The 17,876-nt window shown below is 42.1% G+C and carries 25 protein-coding genes and 1 pseudogene; 24 read left to right on the top strand and 2 right to left on the bottom strand.

The window, feature by feature from the left end; translation table 11 throughout:
• Positions 1–7: 7 nt before the first annotated feature.
• From rpsE to salA, 23 genes and pseudogenes are all read left to right on the top strand, one after another.
• A complete protein-coding gene (gene rpsE, locus AU387_RS19980; protein WP_003156493.1) occupies positions 8–508 on the top strand; it encodes a 30S ribosomal protein S5 in 501 nt (166 codons plus the stop codon).
• Positions 509–521: 13 nt separating this feature from the next.
• Positions 522–701: a 50S ribosomal protein L30 gene (gene rpmD / locus AU387_RS19975; protein WP_003156497.1), complete on the top strand. Its 180-nt coding sequence runs from the start codon at positions 522–524 to the stop codon at positions 699–701.
• 30 nt (positions 702–731) lie between these two features.
• Positions 732–1,172: a 50S ribosomal protein L15 gene (rplO, locus tag AU387_RS19970; protein ID WP_003225819.1), complete on the top strand. Its 441-nt coding sequence runs from the start codon at positions 732–734 to the stop codon at positions 1,170–1,172.
• Position 1,173: 1 nt separating this feature from the next.
• On the top strand, positions 1,174–2,469 hold the full coding sequence (secY, locus tag AU387_RS19965) for a preprotein translocase subunit SecY (protein WP_044153408.1): 1,296 nt from the start codon (positions 1,174–1,176) through the stop codon (positions 2,467–2,469).
• A gap of 54 nt (positions 2,470–2,523) precedes the next feature.
• Positions 2,524–3,177, top strand: a complete 654-nt coding sequence (locus AU387_RS19960) for an adenylate kinase (protein ID WP_010332780.1) — start codon at positions 2,524–2,526, stop codon at positions 3,175–3,177.
• Positions 3,174–3,920: a type I methionyl aminopeptidase gene (gene map, locus AU387_RS19955; protein WP_059291698.1), complete on the top strand. Its 747-nt coding sequence runs from the start codon at positions 3,174–3,176 to the stop codon at positions 3,918–3,920. The genes AU387_RS19960 and map overlap by 4 nt, the downstream gene beginning before the upstream one ends.
• A gap of 107 nt (positions 3,921–4,027) precedes the next feature.
• Positions 4,028–4,264: pseudogene (locus tag AU387_RS22175) on the top strand (KOW domain-containing RNA-binding protein); the annotation flags it as partial.
• Positions 4,242–4,460 (top strand): translation initiation factor IF-1, encoded by a 219-nt coding sequence (gene infA / locus AU387_RS19950; RefSeq protein WP_003156508.1) that lies wholly within the window; start codon positions 4,242–4,244, stop codon positions 4,458–4,460. The pseudogene AU387_RS22175 and the gene infA, both read left to right, overlap by 23 nt.
• A gap of 33 nt (positions 4,461–4,493) precedes the next feature.
• A complete protein-coding gene (rpmJ, locus tag AU387_RS19945) occupies positions 4,494–4,607 on the top strand; it encodes a 50S ribosomal protein L36 (protein ID WP_003156543.1) in 114 nt (37 codons plus the stop codon).
• A gap of 22 nt (positions 4,608–4,629) precedes the next feature.
• The gene (gene rpsM, locus AU387_RS19940; protein ID WP_003156545.1) at positions 4,630–4,995 is read left to right on the top strand and encodes a 30S ribosomal protein S13; all 366 of its coding nucleotides are present in this window, start codon (positions 4,630–4,632) and stop codon (positions 4,993–4,995) included.
• 20 nt (positions 4,996–5,015) lie between these two features.
• Positions 5,016–5,411 carry a 30S ribosomal protein S11 gene (gene rpsK, locus AU387_RS19935; RefSeq protein WP_010332782.1) on the top strand — a complete coding sequence of 132 codons (396 nt, stop codon included), beginning with the start codon at positions 5,016–5,018 and terminating at the stop codon, positions 5,409–5,411.
• Between the two features lie 176 nt (positions 5,412–5,587).
• Positions 5,588–6,532: a DNA-directed RNA polymerase subunit alpha gene (locus AU387_RS19930; RefSeq protein ID WP_059291699.1), complete on the top strand. Its 945-nt coding sequence runs from the start codon at positions 5,588–5,590 to the stop codon at positions 6,530–6,532.
• Between the two features lie 77 nt (positions 6,533–6,609).
• Positions 6,610–6,972, top strand: coding sequence for a 50S ribosomal protein L17 (gene rplQ, locus AU387_RS19925; protein WP_003225836.1), 363 nt, complete (start codon positions 6,610–6,612; stop codon positions 6,970–6,972).
• Positions 6,973–7,101: 129 nt separating this feature from the next.
• Positions 7,102–7,947: an energy-coupling factor ABC transporter ATP-binding protein gene (locus AU387_RS19920; protein ID WP_010332784.1), complete on the top strand. Its 846-nt coding sequence runs from the start codon at positions 7,102–7,104 to the stop codon at positions 7,945–7,947.
• Positions 7,923–8,792, top strand: a complete 870-nt coding sequence (locus tag AU387_RS19915) for an energy-coupling factor ABC transporter ATP-binding protein (protein WP_059291700.1) — start codon at positions 7,923–7,925, stop codon at positions 8,790–8,792. The genes AU387_RS19920 and AU387_RS19915 overlap by 25 nt, the downstream gene beginning before the upstream one ends.
• The gene (locus AU387_RS19910) at positions 8,789–9,586 is read left to right on the top strand and encodes an energy-coupling factor transporter transmembrane component T family protein (protein ID WP_059336710.1); all 798 of its coding nucleotides are present in this window, start codon (positions 8,789–8,791) and stop codon (positions 9,584–9,586) included. The genes AU387_RS19915 and AU387_RS19910 overlap by 4 nt, the downstream gene beginning before the upstream one ends.
• 9 nt (positions 9,587–9,595) lie before the next feature.
• Complete coding sequence (truA, locus tag AU387_RS19905) at positions 9,596–10,339, top strand: tRNA pseudouridine(38-40) synthase TruA (protein WP_059336709.1); 744 nt, start codon at positions 9,596–9,598, stop codon at positions 10,337–10,339.
• 161 nt (positions 10,340–10,500) lie between these two features.
• Positions 10,501–10,938, top strand: coding sequence for a 50S ribosomal protein L13 (gene rplM / locus AU387_RS19900; RefSeq protein ID WP_003241966.1), 438 nt, complete (start codon positions 10,501–10,503; stop codon positions 10,936–10,938).
• Positions 10,939–10,958: 20 nt separating this feature from the next.
• A complete protein-coding gene (gene rpsI, locus AU387_RS19895; protein WP_003225846.1) occupies positions 10,959–11,351 on the top strand; it encodes a 30S ribosomal protein S9 in 393 nt (130 codons plus the stop codon).
• Between the two features lie 683 nt (positions 11,352–12,034).
• Positions 12,035–12,802, top strand: coding sequence for a class I SAM-dependent methyltransferase (locus AU387_RS19890; RefSeq protein WP_059336707.1), 768 nt, complete (start codon positions 12,035–12,037; stop codon positions 12,800–12,802).
• A 220-nt stretch (positions 12,803–13,022) separates the two neighbouring features.
• Positions 13,023–13,466 (top strand): YbaK family protein, encoded by a 444-nt coding sequence (locus AU387_RS19885; RefSeq protein ID WP_059336706.1) that lies wholly within the window; start codon positions 13,023–13,025, stop codon positions 13,464–13,466.
• A gap of 59 nt (positions 13,467–13,525) precedes the next feature.
• Positions 13,526–14,239: an N-acetylmuramoyl-L-alanine amidase CwlD gene (cwlD, locus tag AU387_RS19880; RefSeq protein ID WP_059336704.1), complete on the top strand. Its 714-nt coding sequence runs from the start codon at positions 13,526–13,528 to the stop codon at positions 14,237–14,239.
• A gap of 95 nt (positions 14,240–14,334) precedes the next feature.
• Positions 14,335–15,393 (top strand): iron-sulfur carrier protein/transcriptional regulator SalA, encoded by a 1,059-nt coding sequence (salA, locus tag AU387_RS19875; protein ID WP_059336702.1) that lies wholly within the window; start codon positions 14,335–14,337, stop codon positions 15,391–15,393.
• A gap of 36 nt (positions 15,394–15,429) precedes the next feature.
• Here salA and gerD read toward each other — a convergent pair whose 3' ends face one another.
• Positions 15,430–15,987 (bottom strand): spore germination lipoprotein GerD, encoded by a 558-nt coding sequence (gerD, locus tag AU387_RS19870; protein WP_059336701.1) that lies wholly within the window; start codon positions 15,985–15,987, stop codon positions 15,430–15,432.
• 109 nt (positions 15,988–16,096) lie between these two features.
• Here gerD and kbaA point away from each other — a divergent pair, with 109 nt between their 5' ends.
• Complete coding sequence (gene kbaA, locus AU387_RS19865; protein WP_059336699.1) at positions 16,097–16,693, top strand: KinB-signaling pathway activation protein; 597 nt, start codon at positions 16,097–16,099, stop codon at positions 16,691–16,693.
• Position 16,694: 1 nt separating this feature from the next.
• On the opposite strand, the gene pdaB is transcribed toward kbaA, so the two are convergent.
• Complete coding sequence (pdaB, locus tag AU387_RS19860) at positions 16,695–17,459, bottom strand: polysaccharide deacetylase family sporulation protein PdaB (protein WP_059336697.1); 765 nt, start codon at positions 17,457–17,459, stop codon at positions 16,695–16,697.
• Positions 17,460–17,876 lie beyond the last annotated feature (417 nt).

Genomic DNA, 17,876 nt, shown 5'->3' with positions numbered 1-17,876 from the left:
CATGATTATGCGTCGTATTGACCCAAGCAAATTAGAGTTAGAAGAACGCTTAGTTACGGTTAACCGCGTAGCGAAAGTTGTTAAAGGTGGTCGTCGTTTCCGCTTCGCAGCTCTAGTCGTTGTCGGTGACAAAAACGGACACGTAGGATTCGGTACTGGTAAAGCACAAGAAGTACCAGAAGCGATCCGCAAAGCTGTTGAAGATGCGAAAAAGAATTTAATTGAAGTACCAATGGTTGGAACTACAATTCCACATGAAATCATCGGACGTTTCGGTGCAGGTAACATCTTGTTAAAACCTGCTTCTGAAGGTACTGGAGTTATCGCTGGAGGCCCTGTACGTGCGGTACTTGAGCTTGCTGGTGTAGCTGACATCCTTTCTAAGTCTTTAGGTTCTAACACACCGATCAACATGATTCGTGCAACACTTCAAGGCTTAAGTGAACTTAAGCGTGCTGAAGAGGTTGCGAAGCTTCGTGGAAAATCTGTAGAAGAACTGTTAGGATAAGGAGGGAATATTAATGGCTAAATTAGAAATTACCCTCAAACGAAGTGTAATCGGTCGCCCGGAAGATCAACGCGTTACTGTGAGAACACTTGGTTTAAAGAAAACAAACCAAACTGTTGTTCATGAAGACAACGCTGCGATTCGTGGTATGATTAATAAAGTATCTCATTTAGTTTCTGTTAAAGAACAATAAAAATAATTGATCGGATAAGGAGGTGTCCTAATGAAACTTCATGAATTAAAACCTTCAGAAGGTTCACGCAAAACGCGTAATCGCGTAGGTCGTGGTATTGGTTCTGGCAACGGTAAAACAGCTGGTAAAGGTCACAAAGGTCAAAACGCTCGTTCTGGCGGCGGTGTACGCCCAGGGTTCGAGGGGGGACAAATGCCTTTATTCCAACGTCTTCCTAAACGCGGTTTTACTAACATTAACCGTAAGGAATACGCTGTAGTCAACCTAGACAAATTGAACGGTTTTGCAGAAGGAACGGAAGTCACTCCTGAACTTCTTCTTGAGACTGGTGTTATAAGCAAACTTAATGCAGGAGTAAAGATTCTTGGCAACGGTAAATTAGAGAAAAAATTAACTGTAAAAGCCAATAAATTCTCTGCTTCTGCGAAAGAAGCTGTTGAAGCTGCTGGCGGTACAGCTGAGGTGATCTAACTTGTTTAAAACAATCTCCAACTTTATGCGTGTGAGTGATATCCGGAATAAAATCATATTCACTTTACTCATGCTTATCGTCTTTCGCATAGGTGCGTTTATTCCTGTGCCGTATGTTAACGCTGATGTGTTACAGGCACAGTCTCAAATGGGAGTATTTGATCTTCTTAATACATTTGGCGGCGGTGCGCTTTACCAATTCTCTATTTTCGCAATGGGGATTACTCCTTACATCACAGCTTCAATCATCATCCAGCTGCTTCAGATGGATGTTGTGCCGAAGTTTACTGAGTGGTCTAAGCAGGGTGAAGTCGGCCGCCGTAAATTGGCTCAGTTCACAAGATACTTTACGATTGTCCTTGGATTTATCCAAGCGTTGGGTATGTCATACGGATTTAACAATTTGGCTAACGGATTGCTGATTGAAAAATCCGGCGTATCCACATATCTGATCATCGCTTTAGTACTCACTGGCGGAACTGCCTTTTTAATGTGGCTTGGAGAACAAATCACATCTCATGGAGTAGGCAACGGAATATCGATCATTATCTTCGCGGGGATTGTGTCTAGTATTCCGAAAACGGTTGGACAAATATATGAGACTCAATTTGTCGGCAGCAACGATCAGCTGTTTATTCATATTGTGAAAGTCGCTCTTCTTGTGATTGCGATTTTAGCAGTTATTGTTGGAGTTATTTTCATTCAGCAAGCTGTACGGAAAATTGCGATTCAATATGCTAAAGGCACAGGTCGTTCACCTGCTGGCGGAGGTCAGTCTACTCACCTTCCATTGAAAGTGAATCCTGCCGGTGTTATTCCAGTAATCTTTGCGGTTGCGTTTTTAATAACACCGCGTACGATCGCGTCATTCTTTGGAACAAACGATGTGACAAAGTGGATTCAAGCCAACTTTGACAATACACATCCGGTGGGGATGACTATATATGTTGCGTTAATTATTGCCTTTACGTACTTTTATGCTTTTGTCCAGGTTAATCCTGAACAAATGGCTGATAACCTTAAAAAACAGGGTGGCTATATCCCGGGGGTTCGTCCAGGGAAAATGACTCAAGATAGAATTACGAGCATTTTGTATCGACTTACGTTTGTGGGTGCTTTATTCTTAGCCGTGATTTCCATTCTTCCTATCTTTTTCATTCAATTCGCTGGATTGCCTCAAAGTGCACAAATTGGCGGAACATCTTTGTTAATTGTTGTCGGGGTAGCCTTGGAGACAATGAAACAACTAGAAAGCCAGTTGGTGAAACGAAACTACCGTGGATTTATGAAAAACTAGAGGAAATGGATTTATCCATTCCCTCTTAATTAAGAGAGGACGGGGGAAATCCGAATGAACTTAGTCTTAATGGGGCTTCCTGGTGCCGGTAAAGGTACACAGGGCGAACGAATTGTTGAGGATTATGGAATACCTCACATCTCAACAGGAGATATGTTCCGTGCTGCTATGAAAGAGGAAACATCACTCGGACTCGAAGCAAAATCTTATATTGATAAGGGTGAGCTCGTACCTGATGAAGTCACAATTGGAATTGTCAAAGAAAGACTTGGCAAAGATGATTGTGAAAGAGGTTTTCTTCTGGACGGATTTCCGCGAACAGTCGCTCAAGCCGAAGCTCTTGAAGAAATTCTTGAAGAATACGGCAAGCCGATTGATTATGTCATTAACATTAAAGTTGATAAAGATTCTTTAATGGAACGTCTGACTGGACGCAGAATTTGCAGTGTTTGCGGCACAACCTATCATTTAGTCTTTAATCCGCCGAAAACGCCGGGTGTTTGTGATAAAGACGGAGGCGAACTCTATCAACGGGCAGATGATAATGAGGAAACAGTCTCTAAACGGCTTGAGGTAAACATGAAGCAGACTCAGCCTTTACTCGATTTCTATTCTGAGAAAGGTTATCTTGTAAACGTGAATGGCCAGCAGGACATTCAAGATGTTTATGCAGATGTGAAGGATCTTCTTGGAGGATTAAAAAAATGATTATCTGTAAAACCCCACGTGAACTTGGTATCATGCGGGAAGCAGGGCGAATCGTGGCTTTGACTCACGAAGAGTTAAAAAAGCACATTAAACCAGGAATCTCGACAAAAGAATTGGATCAAATTGCCGAACGTTTTATTAAGAAGCAGGGTGCAATCCCATCTTTTAAGGGGTATAATGGGTTTCGCGGGAGCATTTGCGTATCAGTGAATGAAGAGCTCGTTCACGGCATTCCTGGCAACAGGGTGCTGCGTGACGGTGACATCATCAGTATTGATATCGGTGCTAAATTAAATGGTTATCATGGTGACTCTGCATGGACATATCCGGTAGGAAACATCAGTGATGATGATAAAAAACTTCTGGATGTGACAGAGGAATCTTTATATAAAGGCTTGCAGGAAGCAAAACCAGGTGAACGTTTGTCGAATATTTCCCACGCAATACAAACGTATGTCGAAAATGAGCAGTTTTCAGTTGTTAGGGAGTATGTCGGACATGGTGTTGGTCAAGACTTGCATGAGGACCCGCAAATTCCTCATTACGGTCCGCCGAACAAAGGACCACGACTCAAACCTGGCATGGTTCTCGCTATTGAACCTATGGTGAACGCTGGCAGCCGCTATGTGAAAACTTTGGCTGATAACTGGACGGTTGTAACGGTAGATGGGAAAAAGTGTGCTCATTTTGAACATACAATTGCGATTACGGAAACGGGTTTTGATATACTGACAAAAGTCTAGATGATGACTTAATTCCGAAGGCAGATGTTTTTCCGGCTTGATAGGGCAGAAGGTTCGGTTTAACATTGGCAGGAGCGAATTCATCTTGCCGTTGTCGGTGGAATTGTAATCATCATGTACTAATAGCAGACGGAGAAAAGCGTACATTTCATTCTCCTAAGAAATAGAATATCAATCATTTAACCCTTTATGATTGCGTATCTCCGGAAGTTCAGAACAGTATAAACGAAACAGGGCGTGTGACAAACGGAAAACTGAGATTTTCTCTTTTGAAATTTGTCAGAAAGCAAGTTACTGATTTGAAGAAGGGAGAACACTTGAATGGCGAAAGACGATGTAATTGAAGTGGAAGGTACGATAGTCGAAACATTGCCAAACGCGATGTTCAAAGTTGAACTCGAAAATGGACACACTGTTTTGGCTCACGTATCTGGTAAAATCCGCATGCACTTCATTCGCATTTTACCTGGAGACAAAGTTACGGTAGAATTATCTCCATATGACTTAACTCGTGGCAGGATTACGTACCGTTACAAATAAAGCACTCCGGAAACTGAAGGAGGTTGGAAACACATGAAAGTGAGACCATCAGTTAAACCAATCTGTGAAAAATGCAAAGTTATTCGCAGAAAAGGAAAAGTAATGGTGATCTGTGAAAATCCAAAGCATAAACAAAAACAAGGATAATTTATAAGGAGGTGCCCAGAGAATGGCTCGTATTGCTGGTGTAGATATCCCACGTGACAAACGTGTTGTTATTTCTTTAACATATGTCTTCGGAATTGGCCGCACAACGGCTCAGCAAGTCTTGAAAGAGGCTGGTGTTTCAGAAGATACTCGTGTGCGTGATCTTACTGAAGAAGAACTTGGTAAAATCCGTGATGTTATTGACAAACTGAAAGTAGAAGGTGACCTTCGCCGTGAAGTTTCTCTTAACATTAAGCGTCTGATCGAAATCGGAAGCTACCGCGGAATCCGTCATCGCAGAGGTTTGCCTGTTCGCGGACAAAACTCTAAAAACAATGCGCGTACTCGTAAAGGTCCGCGTCGTACTGTAGCTAACAAGAAAAAATAAGTAAGGGAGGTACCTAAACAATGGCTGCTGCTCGTAAATCTAACACGCGTAAACGTCGCGTGAAAAAGAATATTGAGTCTGGAATTGCTCATATTCGTTCAACTTTCAATAACACGATCGTTACGATCACTGACACTCATGGTAATGCTCTTTCTTGGTCTAGTGCCGGAGCTCTAGGATTCAGAGGTTCTCGTAAATCTACTCCTTTTGCTGCACAAATGGCTGCAGAAACAGCTGCTAAAGGTTCAATCGAACATGGACTTAAAACTCTTGAGGTTACTGTAAAAGGCCCTGGTTCAGGTCGTGAAGCTGCTATCCGTGCGCTTCAAGCTGCTGGATTAGAAGTCACTGCTATCAGAGACGTAACTCCTGTTCCTCATAACGGATGCCGTCCACCAAAACGTCGCCGCGTGTAATTTGTTTGTATAGATTTTGTGTCCCTGTCAATAATGGGTTATGATACAGTTATTTATTAAACGAATGCACCGACTCGTTGCCTGAGCACATACGGGACTAAACAATGGGGAATTTCGGATGGAATCTCATATGATTCTATTCGAGGTTTCGACGTTTTGAAGGAGGGTTTTAAGTAATGATCGAGATTGAAAAACCAAAAATCGAAACGGTTGAAATCAGCGACGATGCCAAATTTGGTAAGTTTGTCGTAGAGCCACTTGAGCGTGGATATGGTACAACTCTGGGTAACTCCTTACGTCGTATCCTCTTATCCTCACTCCCTGGTGCCGCTGTAACATCAATCCAGATAGATGGTGTACTGCACGAATTCTCGACAATTGAAGGCGTTGTGGAAGATGTTACAACGATTATCTTAAACATTAAAAAGCTTGCATTGAAAATCTACTCTGATGAAGAGAAGACGCTAGAAATTGATGTACAGGGTAATGGAACTGTAACAGCAGCTGATATTACACACGATAGTGATGTAGAGATCTTAAATCCTGATCTTCATATCGCGACTCTTGGTGAGAATGCGAGTTTCCGAGTTCGCCTTACTGCTCAAAGAGGACGTGGGTATACGCCTGCTGACGCAAACAAAAGAGACGATCAGCCTATCGGCGTGATTCCGATCGATTCAATCTATACGCCAGTTTCTCGTGTATCTTATCAAGTAGAGAACACTCGTGTAGGCCAGGTTGCAAACTATGACAAACTTACACTTGATGTTTGGACTGATGGAAGCACTGGACCTAAAGAAGCGATTGCGCTTGGTTCAAAGATTTTAACTGAACACCTTAATATATTCGTTGGTTTAACTGACGAAGCTCAGCATGCTGAAATCATGGTTGAAAAAGAAGAAGATCAAAAAGAGAAAGTTCTTGAAATGACGATTGAAGAATTGGATCTTTCTGTTCGTTCTTACAACTGCTTAAAGCGTGCGGGTATCAACACGGTTCAAGAGCTTGCGAACAAGACGGAAGAAGATATGATGAAAGTTCGTAATCTAGGACGTAAATCACTTGAAGAAGTGAAAGCGAAACTAGAAGAACTTGGACTCGGACTTCGCAAAGACGATTGACTAGTTTCCCTTGTGAACTAGGATTTTCGTGTGTTTATAATTCAGAAAAAGCATTCCAATAAAGGAGGGGACATCACATGTCATACAGAAAACTAGGACGTACGAGTGCACAGCGTAAGGCTATGCTTCGTGATCTTACAACTGATTTGATCATCAACGAAAGAATCGAAACAACTGAAACACGTGCGAAAGAACTTCGCTCTGTAGTTGAAAAAATGATCACGCTTGGCAAACGCGGTGATCTTCACGCTCGCCGTCAAGCTGCTGCATACATCCGCAACGAGGTTGCTAACGAAGAAAATAACCAAGATGCACTTCAAAAATTATTCTCTGACATTGCAACTCGTTACGAGGAGCGCCAAGGTGGATACACACGTATTATGAAGCTTGGTCCTCGCCGTGGTGACGGAGCACCAATGGCAATTATCGAATTGGTTTAATCACATATTTTTGTGTATCTAAAGAAGGGCGGGACAGTTTCTAACTGGATCTATGCCCTTTTTTTAGATACTGCAACTTTTTCAATAGAGAGACAAGCAGAGTATGAGCTGAGAGGAGGCCGGTTGTCCGTGAATCAAAATCAGTTGATATCGGTAGAGGATATCGTTTTTCGATATCGGAAAGACGCAGAAAGACGAGCACTAGATAGCGTCTCCCTGCAGGTGTATGAGGGTGAATGGCTTGCAATTGTGGGTCATAACGGTTCAGGGAAATCAACACTGGCCCGGGCATTGAATGGTTTAATCCTTCCTGAATCAGGCGACATAAAGGTTGCTGGAATTCAACTGACAGAGGAGTCAGTGTGGGAAGTGCGTAAGAAGATTGGAATGGTCTTTCAAAATCCGGATAACCAATTTGTCGGAACGACAGTTCGCGATGATGTGGCTTTTGGTTTAGAAAACAATGGTGTACCGCGGGAAGAAATGATTGAGAGAGTAGATTGGGCTGTCAAACAGGTCAACATGCAGGATTTTCTTGATCAAGAGCCGCACCATCTCTCCGGAGGCCAAAAGCAGAGAGTTGCGATAGCAGGGATTATTGCCGCACGTCCTGATATTATTATCTTAGATGAAGCAACATCCATGCTTGACCCGATAGGGCGAGAAGAAGTGCTTGAAACGGTAAGACATTTAAAAGAGCAAGGCATGGCAACTGTCATTTCGATTACACATGATCTGAATGAGGCAGCAAAAGCTGACAGAATCATTGTCATGAATGGCGGTAAGAAATATGCTGAGGGTACGCCTGAAGAAATTTTCAAATTGAATAAGGAACTTGTTCGAATCGGGCTTGATTTACCCTTCTCATTCCAGCTCAGCCAGCTCTTAAGAGAAAATGGACTGGCTTTGGAAGAAAATCATTTGACTCAGGAAGGGCTGGTGAACGAGCTATGGACATTACAATCAAAGATGTAGAGCATCGCTATCAGATAAAGACGCCGTTTGAGCGCCTTGCCCTGTATGATATCAATGCATCGATTAAGGAAGGCAGCTATGTGGCCGTAATAGGGCATACAGGCTCCGGTAAATCCACTCTTCTTCAGCATCTGAATGGTCTCCTGAAGCCTACAAAGGGGCATATTTCATTAGGCAATACCGTTATACAGGCAGGAAAAAAGAATAAAGAGCTTAAATCCCTCCGAAAAAAAGTCGGAATCGTTTTCCAATTCCCCGAACATCAATTATTCGAAGAAACAGTTCTCAAAGATATTTCATTTGGACCGATGAACTTTGGTGTAAAAAAGGAAGACGCTGAACAAAAAGCGAGAGAGATGCTGAAGCTTGTAGGTTTATCTGAAGAGCTTCTGGAAAGATCACCTTTTGAATTAAGCGGAGGACAAATGCGCAGGGTTGCAATTGCCGGGGTGCTTGCAATGGATCCTGAAGTGCTTGTTCTCGATGAGCCGACAGCAGGGCTGGATCCAAGAGGGCGAAAAGAGATCATGGACATGTTTTATGAGCTCCACCAACGGGGAAACCTGACGACAATTCTTGTCACCCACAGCATGGAAGATGCGGCTGCCTATGCTGATAAAATGATCGTGATGCATAAAGGAACTATCCAGGCATCAGGCAGTCCGCGAGACCTGTTCTCAAAAGGGGAAGAAATGGCCGGCTGGGGGCTGGATCTTCCAGAAACGATTAAATTCCAAAGACAGCTGGAAGCCGCACTTGATGTCAAATTTAAAGAGCCTCTGCTCACAATAGAAGATGCCGCTGCTGAAATCCGTGCTCTTTTTCAGGGGGGAAAAACCTTATGATGGACAGCATGATTATCGGCAAGTATGTGCCGGGTTCTTCACTTGTGCACCGGCTTGACCCAAGAACAAAATTGGTTACGATCTTTTTGTTTGTCTGTATCGTTTTCCTGGCCAATAATGTGCAGACATATGCGCTGCTTGGTTTATTTACAGCAGGCGTTGTTTCCTTAACTAGAGTTCCTTTTTCCTTTTTGATGAAAGGGCTAAAGCCGATCATCTGGATTGTTCTTTTTACGTTCCTGCTTCATATTATCATGACACATGAAGGGCCAGTCATTTTTGAACTTGGCTTTTTCAAGATCTATGAGGGCGGTTTGGTACAAGGGATTTTTATTTCCCTTAGGTTCGTCTATCTGATTTTAATGACAACTCTATTAACGCTGACAACAACACCTATTGAGATTACCGATGGGATGGAACAGCTGCTCAACCCATTTAAAAAATTGAAGCTTCCTGTTCATGAGCTGGCTCTTATGATGTCGATCTCTTTACGGTTTATCCCAACCTTGATGGAGGAGACAGATAAGATTATGAAGGCTCAGATGGCGAGAGGCGTGGATTTTACAAGCGGACCGCTTAAAGACAGAGTGAAGGCAATTGTGCCGCTGCTAGTCCCACTCTTTGTCAGCGCGTTTAAGCGTGCTGAAGAGCTTGCGGTTGCAATGGAAGCAAGAGGCTATCAAGGCGGAGAGGGACGCACTAAATACAGAAAGCTTGTATGGACGGCAAAGGATACTTCTGTCATCGTCAGCTTGTTCATATTGGCTGTTCTGTTATTTTTCTTAAGGGCTTAGAGGTGCTTTATGAGACTGAAATGCACGATTTCTTATGACGGACATTTGTTTAAAGGATATCAAGTACAGCCGGGTAAAAGAACGGTTCAGGATGAGCTGGAGAAGGCGCTGGCTGTCCTGCATAAGTCAAAAGACAGAATTCCGGTCGTTTCCTCTGGAAGGACGGACAGCGGGGTTCATGCAGCCGGACAGGTGATTCATTTTGATACACCGCTCTCTATTCCGGCTGAGAGATGGCCATATGCTTTAAATGCACTGCTTCCGGACGATATTGCAGTCAAAACGGCAGAAATTGCGGATGATGGGTTCCATGCACGATTTAGCGCAGTTAAAAAGGAATATCGCTACTTTGTATACACGGAGAAACACCCGGACGTATTTAAACGGCATTACGCTTACCATTTTTCATATCGCCTCAATGTGCAGAACATGAGAGAAGCGGCAAAGCATCTTTTAGGAACACATGATTTTACAAGCTTTTGTGCGGCTAAAACGGAAGTGCAGGACAAAGTGAGAACGATTTACGAACTCGAGTGGACTGAGACTGATGGCGGCCTGCAAATGCGGATCACAGGCAGCGGCTTCCTATATAATATGGTCAGAATTATTGCGGGTACTTTGCTGGATGCAGGTATTGGAAAAATTTCTCCCGATGATGTGAAATCCATGCTGGAAGCGAAGAACCGCGAAGCAGCAGGGCGCACAGCACCGGGACACGGACTGTACTTATGGAACGTTTACTATGACAACTAAACCAGGTGTATAATATTTTCTTGACAGAGTCTGCATAAAGTTATAAGATATCATATGGTATGTATTTCAACCCCACGATAAGCCCCGGAACTTATTGTGTTGTGAAATAGAACGTAATCGAAGTTTATTGAAAATGACAGATCATTTAGGAGGGAAATTCAATGCGTACAACACCTATGGCTAACGCAAGTACTATTGAACGCAAGTGGTTAGTTGTTGATGCTGCTGGCAAGACTTTAGGCCGTCTTTCTTCAGAAGTTGCAGCTATCCTTCGCGGAAAACACAAACCAACTTACACACCACACGTTGATACAGGAGATCATGTGATCATCATCAACGCTGAGAAAATCGAGTTAACTGGTAAAAAGTTAACTGACAAAATCTACTACCGTCACACTCAACATCCAGGCGGATTAAAATCAAGAACTGCTCTTGAAATGCGTACAAACTACCCTGAGAAAATGCTTGAGCTTGCTATCAAAGGCATGCTTCCAAAAGGTTCTCTAGGTCGTCAAATGTTCAAAAAATTGAACGTATACCGTGGTTCTGAGCATCCACATGAAGCACAAAAACCTGAAGTTTACGAACTTCGCGGTTAATTAAAAAGGAGGTTACCAATTTGGCACAGGTTCAATATTACGGTACTGGCCGTCGTAAAAGTTCTGTAGCGCGTGTGCGCTTAGTTCCAGGAGAAGGTCGTATCGTCGTTAATAATCGTGAAATCAGCGAGCACATCCCATCTCCAGCTCTAATCGAAGATATCAAACAACCATTAACTTTGACTGAAACAGCTGGCACTTATGATGTTTTAGTAAACGTACATGGAGGCGGCTTATCTGGTCAAGCTGGAGCAATCCGTCATGGTATCGCTCGTGCTTTGCTTGAAGCAGATCCAGAATACCGTGCAACACTTAAGCGTGCAGGTCTTCTGACTCGTGACGCTCGTATGAAAGAACGTAAAAAATACGGTCTTAAAGGCGCTCGTCGTGCACCTCAGTTCTCAAAACGTTAATTTTACGTTTCAAAGCTCTCAACCATGGGTTGGGGGCTTTTTTTATTTTCTTTTAAGAATTAAAGCAGAAGCGATTAAACAGGCATCCGTTTTTTGTTTTATAAAACGACCGTCTTTAAAAGCTGGTCTTTCCCACAAGGTTCCGAATAGCTTAAGCTTTTCAGGCTACCAGCCCAAAATGTGTCACCTTTCAAGTGCTTCAATGATCTATGTTGAGCCCCTGTAAACGAACAATGAATTTAAACCCTATGGTTGGTGTATCAACATCTTGATTAATAGTGCGCCTCTGCGTGCTGCATTCAAACGTCCTTTGCAAATGGCATACGCATTTATCGCTAAAATGGTTTGTTATCACAAATTGAAGGATTTTCAAATCGTTTTTGGAAACACGGAATCGTTCAAATACCAATTCGCATCGCAGAAAGAAACGTCTAGTGCTGGAGTGAGTCTTACATAAGTGTTCAAATGCCTTAGGGCAATGAAAAGCGTAATGCCGGCATCAAGTGCTTTTCCATTAATTTGATTTGAAAAAGTGATATTATAATCATTAGCAATAAAATCACATATCTCCTTTGTTAATTTATTGCGGTTTTATGAATTTTTTTCTGAATATGCAAAGGGAAAGCGGTATCAATCTAGAAATATTTGTTATACTCTAAACACTAAAGTAAGGAGAACGATTCATGAATGCGTTAGTAGATCATAATAGCAAAGCCTGGGATCAAAAAGTAGAGACAGGCAATGAATGGACTGTTGCTGTAGAGCGGTATGTCATTGAACAAGCGAAAAAAGGGAATTGGGATATAAGGTTAACCCCTATGAAAAATGTGCCAAAGGATTGGTTTCCTCCTGTAAAAGGCCTGAAGGTGCTTTGTTTGGCTTCAGGAGGCGGACAGCAGGCCCCGGTTTTAGCGGCAGCCGGAGCGGAAGTCACCGTCTTAGATAACTCAGAACAGCAGCTGGGACAGGACAGAATGGTTGCTGATCGCGACGGCTTGACCATACGCACCGTGAAAGGAAGTATGGATGATCTCAGTCAATTTGAAGATGAATCATTTGATTTCATCGTACATCCGGTTTCCAATGTTTTTGTTGAAGATATCCTTCCGGTTTGGAAAGAAGCGAACCGCGTGCTGAAAAGAAATGGCGTTTTAATTTCAGGATTTGTTAATCCAGTTGTTTTTCTGTTTGACATTGAATTAGAAGAGCAGGGCGTTTTAAAAGTAAAGCACTCCATTCCATACGCCGACTCAGAAGACCTTCCAAAACATAAGGTGAAAAAGCTGATTGAAAATAATGAAGCTCTGGAATTCGGGCACTCCTTAGAAGACCAAATTAAGGGACAGCTCGATGCCGGTTTTATTGTCACTGGTTTTTACGAAGATAAAGGCGGTTTTGTATTGGATCAATACATTAATACATATTCTGCAACAAGAAGCATTAAAGTATGAAGGCAGCGACCTATTAGAGGGAGCTGCCTTTTATTATTGTGCTGCCTCTGCTTTTGTGAACAAACATACGTTCTCTGTCCCGTAGAAAGCTGCTTTTTTTACACTCATTTTAATCTGTTCAAGTTATCGACACCTTCATTTGGGCGAATTTCCAACCGAATTCGGGCATGGTTTCACCTCCCAAACCTCAAAATAACCGGTAAAAGGAGAGTGAATTTGTATGGCACAGGTACTGTCTTTTATAGATGTGAAACGCCAAAAGGATTTTGAATTAGAAAAAAACTTGCTCAAAGAACTCTCACTTAGACAAATCATTCAGTCTGTAAAGGCATGTCTTACTCCATTATTTCCATTTTTGCAGGATGAAAGGGACGTTATTACTGAAGGCTGTATTGATTTTGCGATAGAAGCTTATTTGTTAGGCGGGCGTTTCGGGGTTTTCGGATATTATGGAGAATCTATGCAAAGTGTTAGTGCCCGCTCTGCAAGGGAAGAAGAAGAGCTTCGTATGGAGTTTTTTGAATACCTTTATCATTGGACACATGAGCAATACGCAACATTTGATAAAAACACAGTATATGAAGCAGCGCGAAAATTCATCAAAGACTGGTGGACAGAAGGGTTTGTCCAAAGAGAAAAACAATGTAAGCTTCGCATGCGTTAATCATATTTCCCGACCCTGTCCCATACTTATGTAATAACGGACAAGCGGGAGGGGAAGGGATGAGGAAAAAGCTTAAATGGCTCAGTTTTATGCTAGGCTTTATCGTATTACTGTTTCTATTCAAGTATCAATTCAGCAATAACGATTCTTGGAATCCGTGGAGTCTGCCTTTGAGCGGGAAAATTATTTATCTTGATCCAGGTCATGGCGGGCCGGATGGAGGGGCAGTGGGCGGCAAGCTGTTAGAGAAGGATATAACCCTGGAAGTGGCTTTCAGAGTCAGGGATTATCTTCAGGAACAAGGGGCCTTAGTGATTATGACTAGAGAAAGTGACACCGATCTAGCTCCTGAAGGGACAAGAGGCTATAGTAAACGAAAAGCGGAAGACTTAAGACAGCGAGTGAGCTTAATTAACAATTCAGAGGCTGAGCTCTACCTTAGCATTCATCTTAATGCGATCCCGTCACAAAAATGGAGCGGAGCCCAAAGCTTTTATTACGGAAAATACGAGGAAAACGAGAAAATTGCAAAATACATTCAGGATGAGTTGAGAACAAACCTGGAGAATACAACCCGAAAAGCAAAGCGAATTCATGGTATTTATTTAATGCAAAACGTCACAAAACCAGGTGCGCTTGTGGAAGTCGGTTTTTTATCCAATCCTGGAGAAGCAAAGATGCTGGGGAAACCGAAATATCAGGACAAAGTGGCATCTTCCATATATAAAGGAATATTGAGATACTTTACAGAAAAAGGCGACCCTCCGGAGTAAAGGAGGGTTTTCTCATGGTTCTAAGCAAAAGACACCCGCTGTTTATGTATGATATAATAATGTTTGTAAACGAATACACAAAAGGGTGAGGTTCGATGATAAGAGAAGATGAAGTAAGAAAACTAGTCGGTGAAATGCGCGAACCTTTTCTTCAAAGACCTCTGGGAGAATTGGATGCCGTTAAGGAAGTAAGAATAAAGCCTGAAAAACGGCATGTCAGTGTAAAAGTGGCTCTTGCAAAAACCGGAACAGCAGAACAAATGCAGGTTCAGCAAGAAATCGTAAATGTCTTAAAAGGGGCAGGCGCTGAGACGGTAGGCCTTCGATTTGAAGAGCTGCCTGAAGAAACAGTTGCGAAATTTCGGGCGCCGTCAACAGAGAACAAAACATTGTTAAATATGGATAACCCGCCGGTTTTCCTTGCTGTAGCGAGCGGAAAAGGCGGAGTAGGCAAATCAACTGTGTCAGTGAACCTTGCTATTTCTCTGGCTCGGCTTGGGAAAAAGGTCGGTTTAATTGACGCGGATATCTACGGCTTTAGTGTGCCGGATATGATGGGCATTACAGTGCGTCCAACAATTGAAGGAGACAAACTGCTTCCTGTTGAACGCTTCGGTGTAAAGGTCATGTCGATGGGTTTCTTCGTTGAAGAAAATGCTCCTGTCGTCTGGAGAGGGCCAATGCTGGGCAAGATGCTCAACAACTTTTTCCACGAAGTAGAATGGGGAGAAGTAGACTATATCGTTCTCGATCTTCCGCCTGGAACAGGGGACGTCGCACTTGATGTACATACGATGCTTCCGAGCAGTAAAGAAATTATCGTATCAACGCCGCACCCGACTGCAGCCTTTGTTGCGGCCAGAGCGGGGTCTATGGCTATTAAAACAGATCATGAGGTCGTTGGCGTCATAGAGAACATGGCTTATTATGAAAGTGCAAAGACCGGGGAAAGAGAATATGTCTTTGGCAAAGGCGGCGGAGATAAACTTGCTGAGGAGCTTAAAGTGCCTTTGCTCGGCAGAATACCGTTAAAACAGCCTGATTGGGATAAAGACCAATTTGCTCCATCTGTTTATGATGAAAGCCATCCAATCGGTGAAATATATCATGACATTGCAAAAAAAGTCGTTGAAAAAATAGAAGTGCAAATATAAAAAGGCGAACCGGGATTTTTTAATCCCGGCTTCCCTTTACTCACTTTCTTTAGCGGTTTCTGCTGCTGCTTTTTTCAGTTCATCTTCGAACTGTTTTTTGTAAAGCGGACTAGAAAGTGTTTCGGTAATTACTTGTTCTAAATAACTACGGAATTCTTGGCTTTTTGCCAGTTCGCTGTATTTTTTATTCATTCCCGGGTCCTGCATAACACTCATCAGCATTTTCTGGTAATCCGGATCCTTCATCAGCTTTTTAATTACTTTTTCATGCTCTGTTTGAAGGGTTTTAGCAAAGCTTTCCGCAAATTCAGTGTCTTCAAAGATGTTTTTCCAAAAATCCGCACCTTTTTTAGAGGTGAGTGTTTTTTCTATTGTTTCTTTAATGGCATCCTGATCAATCACCAGTGCTTCATTCATCGCATCATCGTTTAATAATTCCTTAATTGCTTTCTTTCCATCATCTGTTTTTAATATATCAACAACCATTTTTTTGGTCTGATCATAATCCATATCCGCTGCTTGGTCTTTTGGAGCGCAAGCTGTTACAGATAATATCAAAAAACAGCCCATCAATAGCATTTTGGCTTTTGACATGCTTAAGCTCCTTTCACATACTTATCTTACTTTTAATATGATTCATCCGGTTGGAATTATACATAACAAAATATCGCGATATGCGATTTTTGAGGGGTTGAATAAAGAAATGAAAAGCCGTGGCTTAGTTCGTTTTTTCTTTTCTATTTTAGCTGTCGGAGCGGTTGTAACGAGTGTTGTGGGTTTTGCTTTAAAATGGGGGGGATATAAGGAGCTGTTTCTGAATTTTGAAGCGGGCCAGATTTTCTCTGTTTTATTTTGGTTTATCGGTGTCGGCATGATTTTTAGTGTCATCAGTCAAATGGGCTTTTTCGTGTTTTTAACAGTTCACCGGTTTGCACTCGAAATATTAAGATCTTCATCTTTATGGAATTTACTGCAGCTGTTTTTCATCCTGTTTGTCGCTTTTGATTTAATGTACGTGCGGTTTTTATTTTTCGGAGATAGAGGAGAGTCAATGGCTGGCTATGCTTGGCTGCCGTTATTTTTATTGATCTTCGGTTTGCTTACCGCGTATATAAAACAAAAGCAGTCCTCAAAGAAAACGTTTGTGTCATCTTTATTTTTAATGGTTGTGATCACTGCATTGGAATGGTTTCCTGCGCTCAGAGTAAATGATGAGGACTGGCTTTACTTAATGCTCTTTCCGTTAATGGCGTGTAATGCTTTTCAATTGCTGATGCTGCCGAAGTATGCAGCGAAATAATTTATTTTACTTCGGCGGATTTAGCATCTGTGTTTGCAATGAGATCTCCCACGTTGACATTTTTTAAACCTTTTGCTCTCATATGATGGATAATCTCAGGCAGGGCCTCTTCTGTTTGTTTAGCTGAGTCTGAGGCGTGTAAAAGAATAATGTCTCCTCCTGAAACTTGACGGTTTACATTATCGACGATTTTTTCAACGCCTGGATTCGTCCAGTCATGGGAATTCACACTATAGTGAACGACTGTATAGTTATACTGCTTTGCGATTGATAGGACATTTTTATTGAACTGACCAGTAGGAGGTCTTAGGAGCCGTATGTCTTTGATTCCTAATTTTTCAAAGGCAGTCCTCGCACGGTTAATGTCCTTTTTTATTTCACTATCCTCTAGATTTGCATAGTTTTTATAAGCATAACCCATACTCCCTATTTGATGGCCGTCCTTTACAATGCGAGCCACCGTGTCCGGGTGGCGTTCGGCCCAAGAAGCGGAAAGAAAAAACGTAGCGTTTTTGATACCGTTGGCTTTCAGGGTATTAAGGATAGGCTCGGCTTTTTCATCCCCCCAGCTGATATCAAAGGTAAGAGCAATGTCTTTTGAATCTGTTTCTCCTTTATAAATGGCTTTCGGTCCGCTATCAGTCGAAAATACAGGGAGCGGGACAGCTCTTTGGATATAAAAAAAGCTGGCTGCAGCAAATGCGGCGATAAGTATAATGATAAATTGTTTAACGCGTTTTATGTGCCACACATAGAAGTGATTCACTGATGATGCCTCCTTATCTTGTCCATCATTCTTGTGTTACATCTTATGTGCCTGGCCAAATGAATATAACTGATAAAAAGTCTCTTTAAAACTGATTAAATTAGTTATTGACCATTTGATAATATCCGTGTTATATTATTATTCGTCGCTGATGAACAGCTGACAACAAATAAAAGCTTCATCAACCCTTTTAAAAAAAGTGTTGACTTAAAAGAAGCTGAATGTTATAGTAATAAAGCTGCTTCGTTAAGTGGCATAAATGATCTTTGAAAACTAAACAAGACAAAACGTACCTGTTAATTCAAGTTTTATTATAAAATCGCACAGCGATGTGCGTAGTCAGTCAAACTAAGGCCTGCACGATGCAGGTCACGCAGATGTTGTCACAGGATGTGATGAATTTAATCTGCGATCCAT

It is taken from the genome of Bacillus halotolerans, from assembly GCF_001517105.1.
GTDB classification, from domain to species: Bacteria; Bacillota; Bacilli; order Bacillales; family Bacillaceae; genus Bacillus; species Bacillus halotolerans.
Note: the sequence above shows the minus strand (reverse complement) of the source record. Positions and strands in the feature narration are given on the sequence as shown.

Excerpts from the sequence above, each read along its gene's own strand:
- AU387_RS19960 (WP_010332780.1), top strand. The coding sequence starts at position 2,524 with ATGAACTTAGTCTTAATGGGGCTTCCTGGTGCCGGTAAAGGTACACAG.
- rpmJ (WP_003156543.1), top strand. The coding sequence starts at position 4,494 with ATGAAAGTGAGACCATCAGTTAAACCAATCTGTGAAAAATGCAAAGTT.
- infA (WP_003156508.1), top strand. The coding sequence starts at position 4,242 with ATGGCGAAAGACGATGTAATTGAAGTGGAAGGTACGATAGTCGAAACA.
- gerD (WP_059336701.1), bottom strand. The coding sequence starts at position 15,987 with ATGTCAAAAGCCAAAATGCTATTGATGGGCTGTTTTTTGATATTATCT.
- rplQ (WP_003225836.1), top strand. The coding sequence starts at position 6,610 with ATGTCATACAGAAAACTAGGACGTACGAGTGCACAGCGTAAGGCTATG.
- rpmD (WP_003156497.1), top strand. The coding sequence starts at position 522 with ATGGCTAAATTAGAAATTACCCTCAAACGAAGTGTAATCGGTCGCCCG.
- rplM (WP_003241966.1), top strand. The coding sequence starts at position 10,501 with ATGCGTACAACACCTATGGCTAACGCAAGTACTATTGAACGCAAGTGG.
- salA (WP_059336702.1), top strand. The coding sequence starts at position 14,335 with ATGATAAGAGAAGATGAAGTAAGAAAACTAGTCGGTGAAATGCGCGAA.
- kbaA (WP_059336699.1), top strand. The coding sequence starts at position 16,097 with ATGAAAAGCCGTGGCTTAGTTCGTTTTTTCTTTTCTATTTTAGCTGTC.
- truA (WP_059336709.1), top strand. The coding sequence starts at position 9,596 with ATGAGACTGAAATGCACGATTTCTTATGACGGACATTTGTTTAAAGGA.
- rpsE (WP_003156493.1), top strand. The coding sequence starts at position 8 with ATGCGTCGTATTGACCCAAGCAAATTAGAGTTAGAAGAACGCTTAGTT.
- rpsK (WP_010332782.1), top strand. The coding sequence starts at position 5,016 with ATGGCTGCTGCTCGTAAATCTAACACGCGTAAACGTCGCGTGAAAAAG.
- AU387_RS19885 (WP_059336706.1), top strand. The coding sequence starts at position 13,023 with ATGGCACAGGTACTGTCTTTTATAGATGTGAAACGCCAAAAGGATTTT.
- rplO (WP_003225819.1), top strand. The coding sequence starts at position 732 with ATGAAACTTCATGAATTAAAACCTTCAGAAGGTTCACGCAAAACGCGT.
- AU387_RS19915 (WP_059291700.1), top strand. The coding sequence starts at position 7,923 with ATGGACATTACAATCAAAGATGTAGAGCATCGCTATCAGATAAAGACG.
- AU387_RS19890 (WP_059336707.1), top strand. The coding sequence starts at position 12,035 with ATGAATGCGTTAGTAGATCATAATAGCAAAGCCTGGGATCAAAAAGTA.
- cwlD (WP_059336704.1), top strand. The coding sequence starts at position 13,526 with ATGAGGAAAAAGCTTAAATGGCTCAGTTTTATGCTAGGCTTTATCGTA.
- AU387_RS19910 (WP_059336710.1), top strand. The coding sequence starts at position 8,789 with ATGATGGACAGCATGATTATCGGCAAGTATGTGCCGGGTTCTTCACTT.
- rpsM (WP_003156545.1), top strand. The coding sequence starts at position 4,630 with ATGGCTCGTATTGCTGGTGTAGATATCCCACGTGACAAACGTGTTGTT.
- AU387_RS19930 (WP_059291699.1), top strand. The coding sequence starts at position 5,588 with ATGATCGAGATTGAAAAACCAAAAATCGAAACGGTTGAAATCAGCGAC.
- map (WP_059291698.1), top strand. The coding sequence starts at position 3,174 with ATGATTATCTGTAAAACCCCACGTGAACTTGGTATCATGCGGGAAGCA.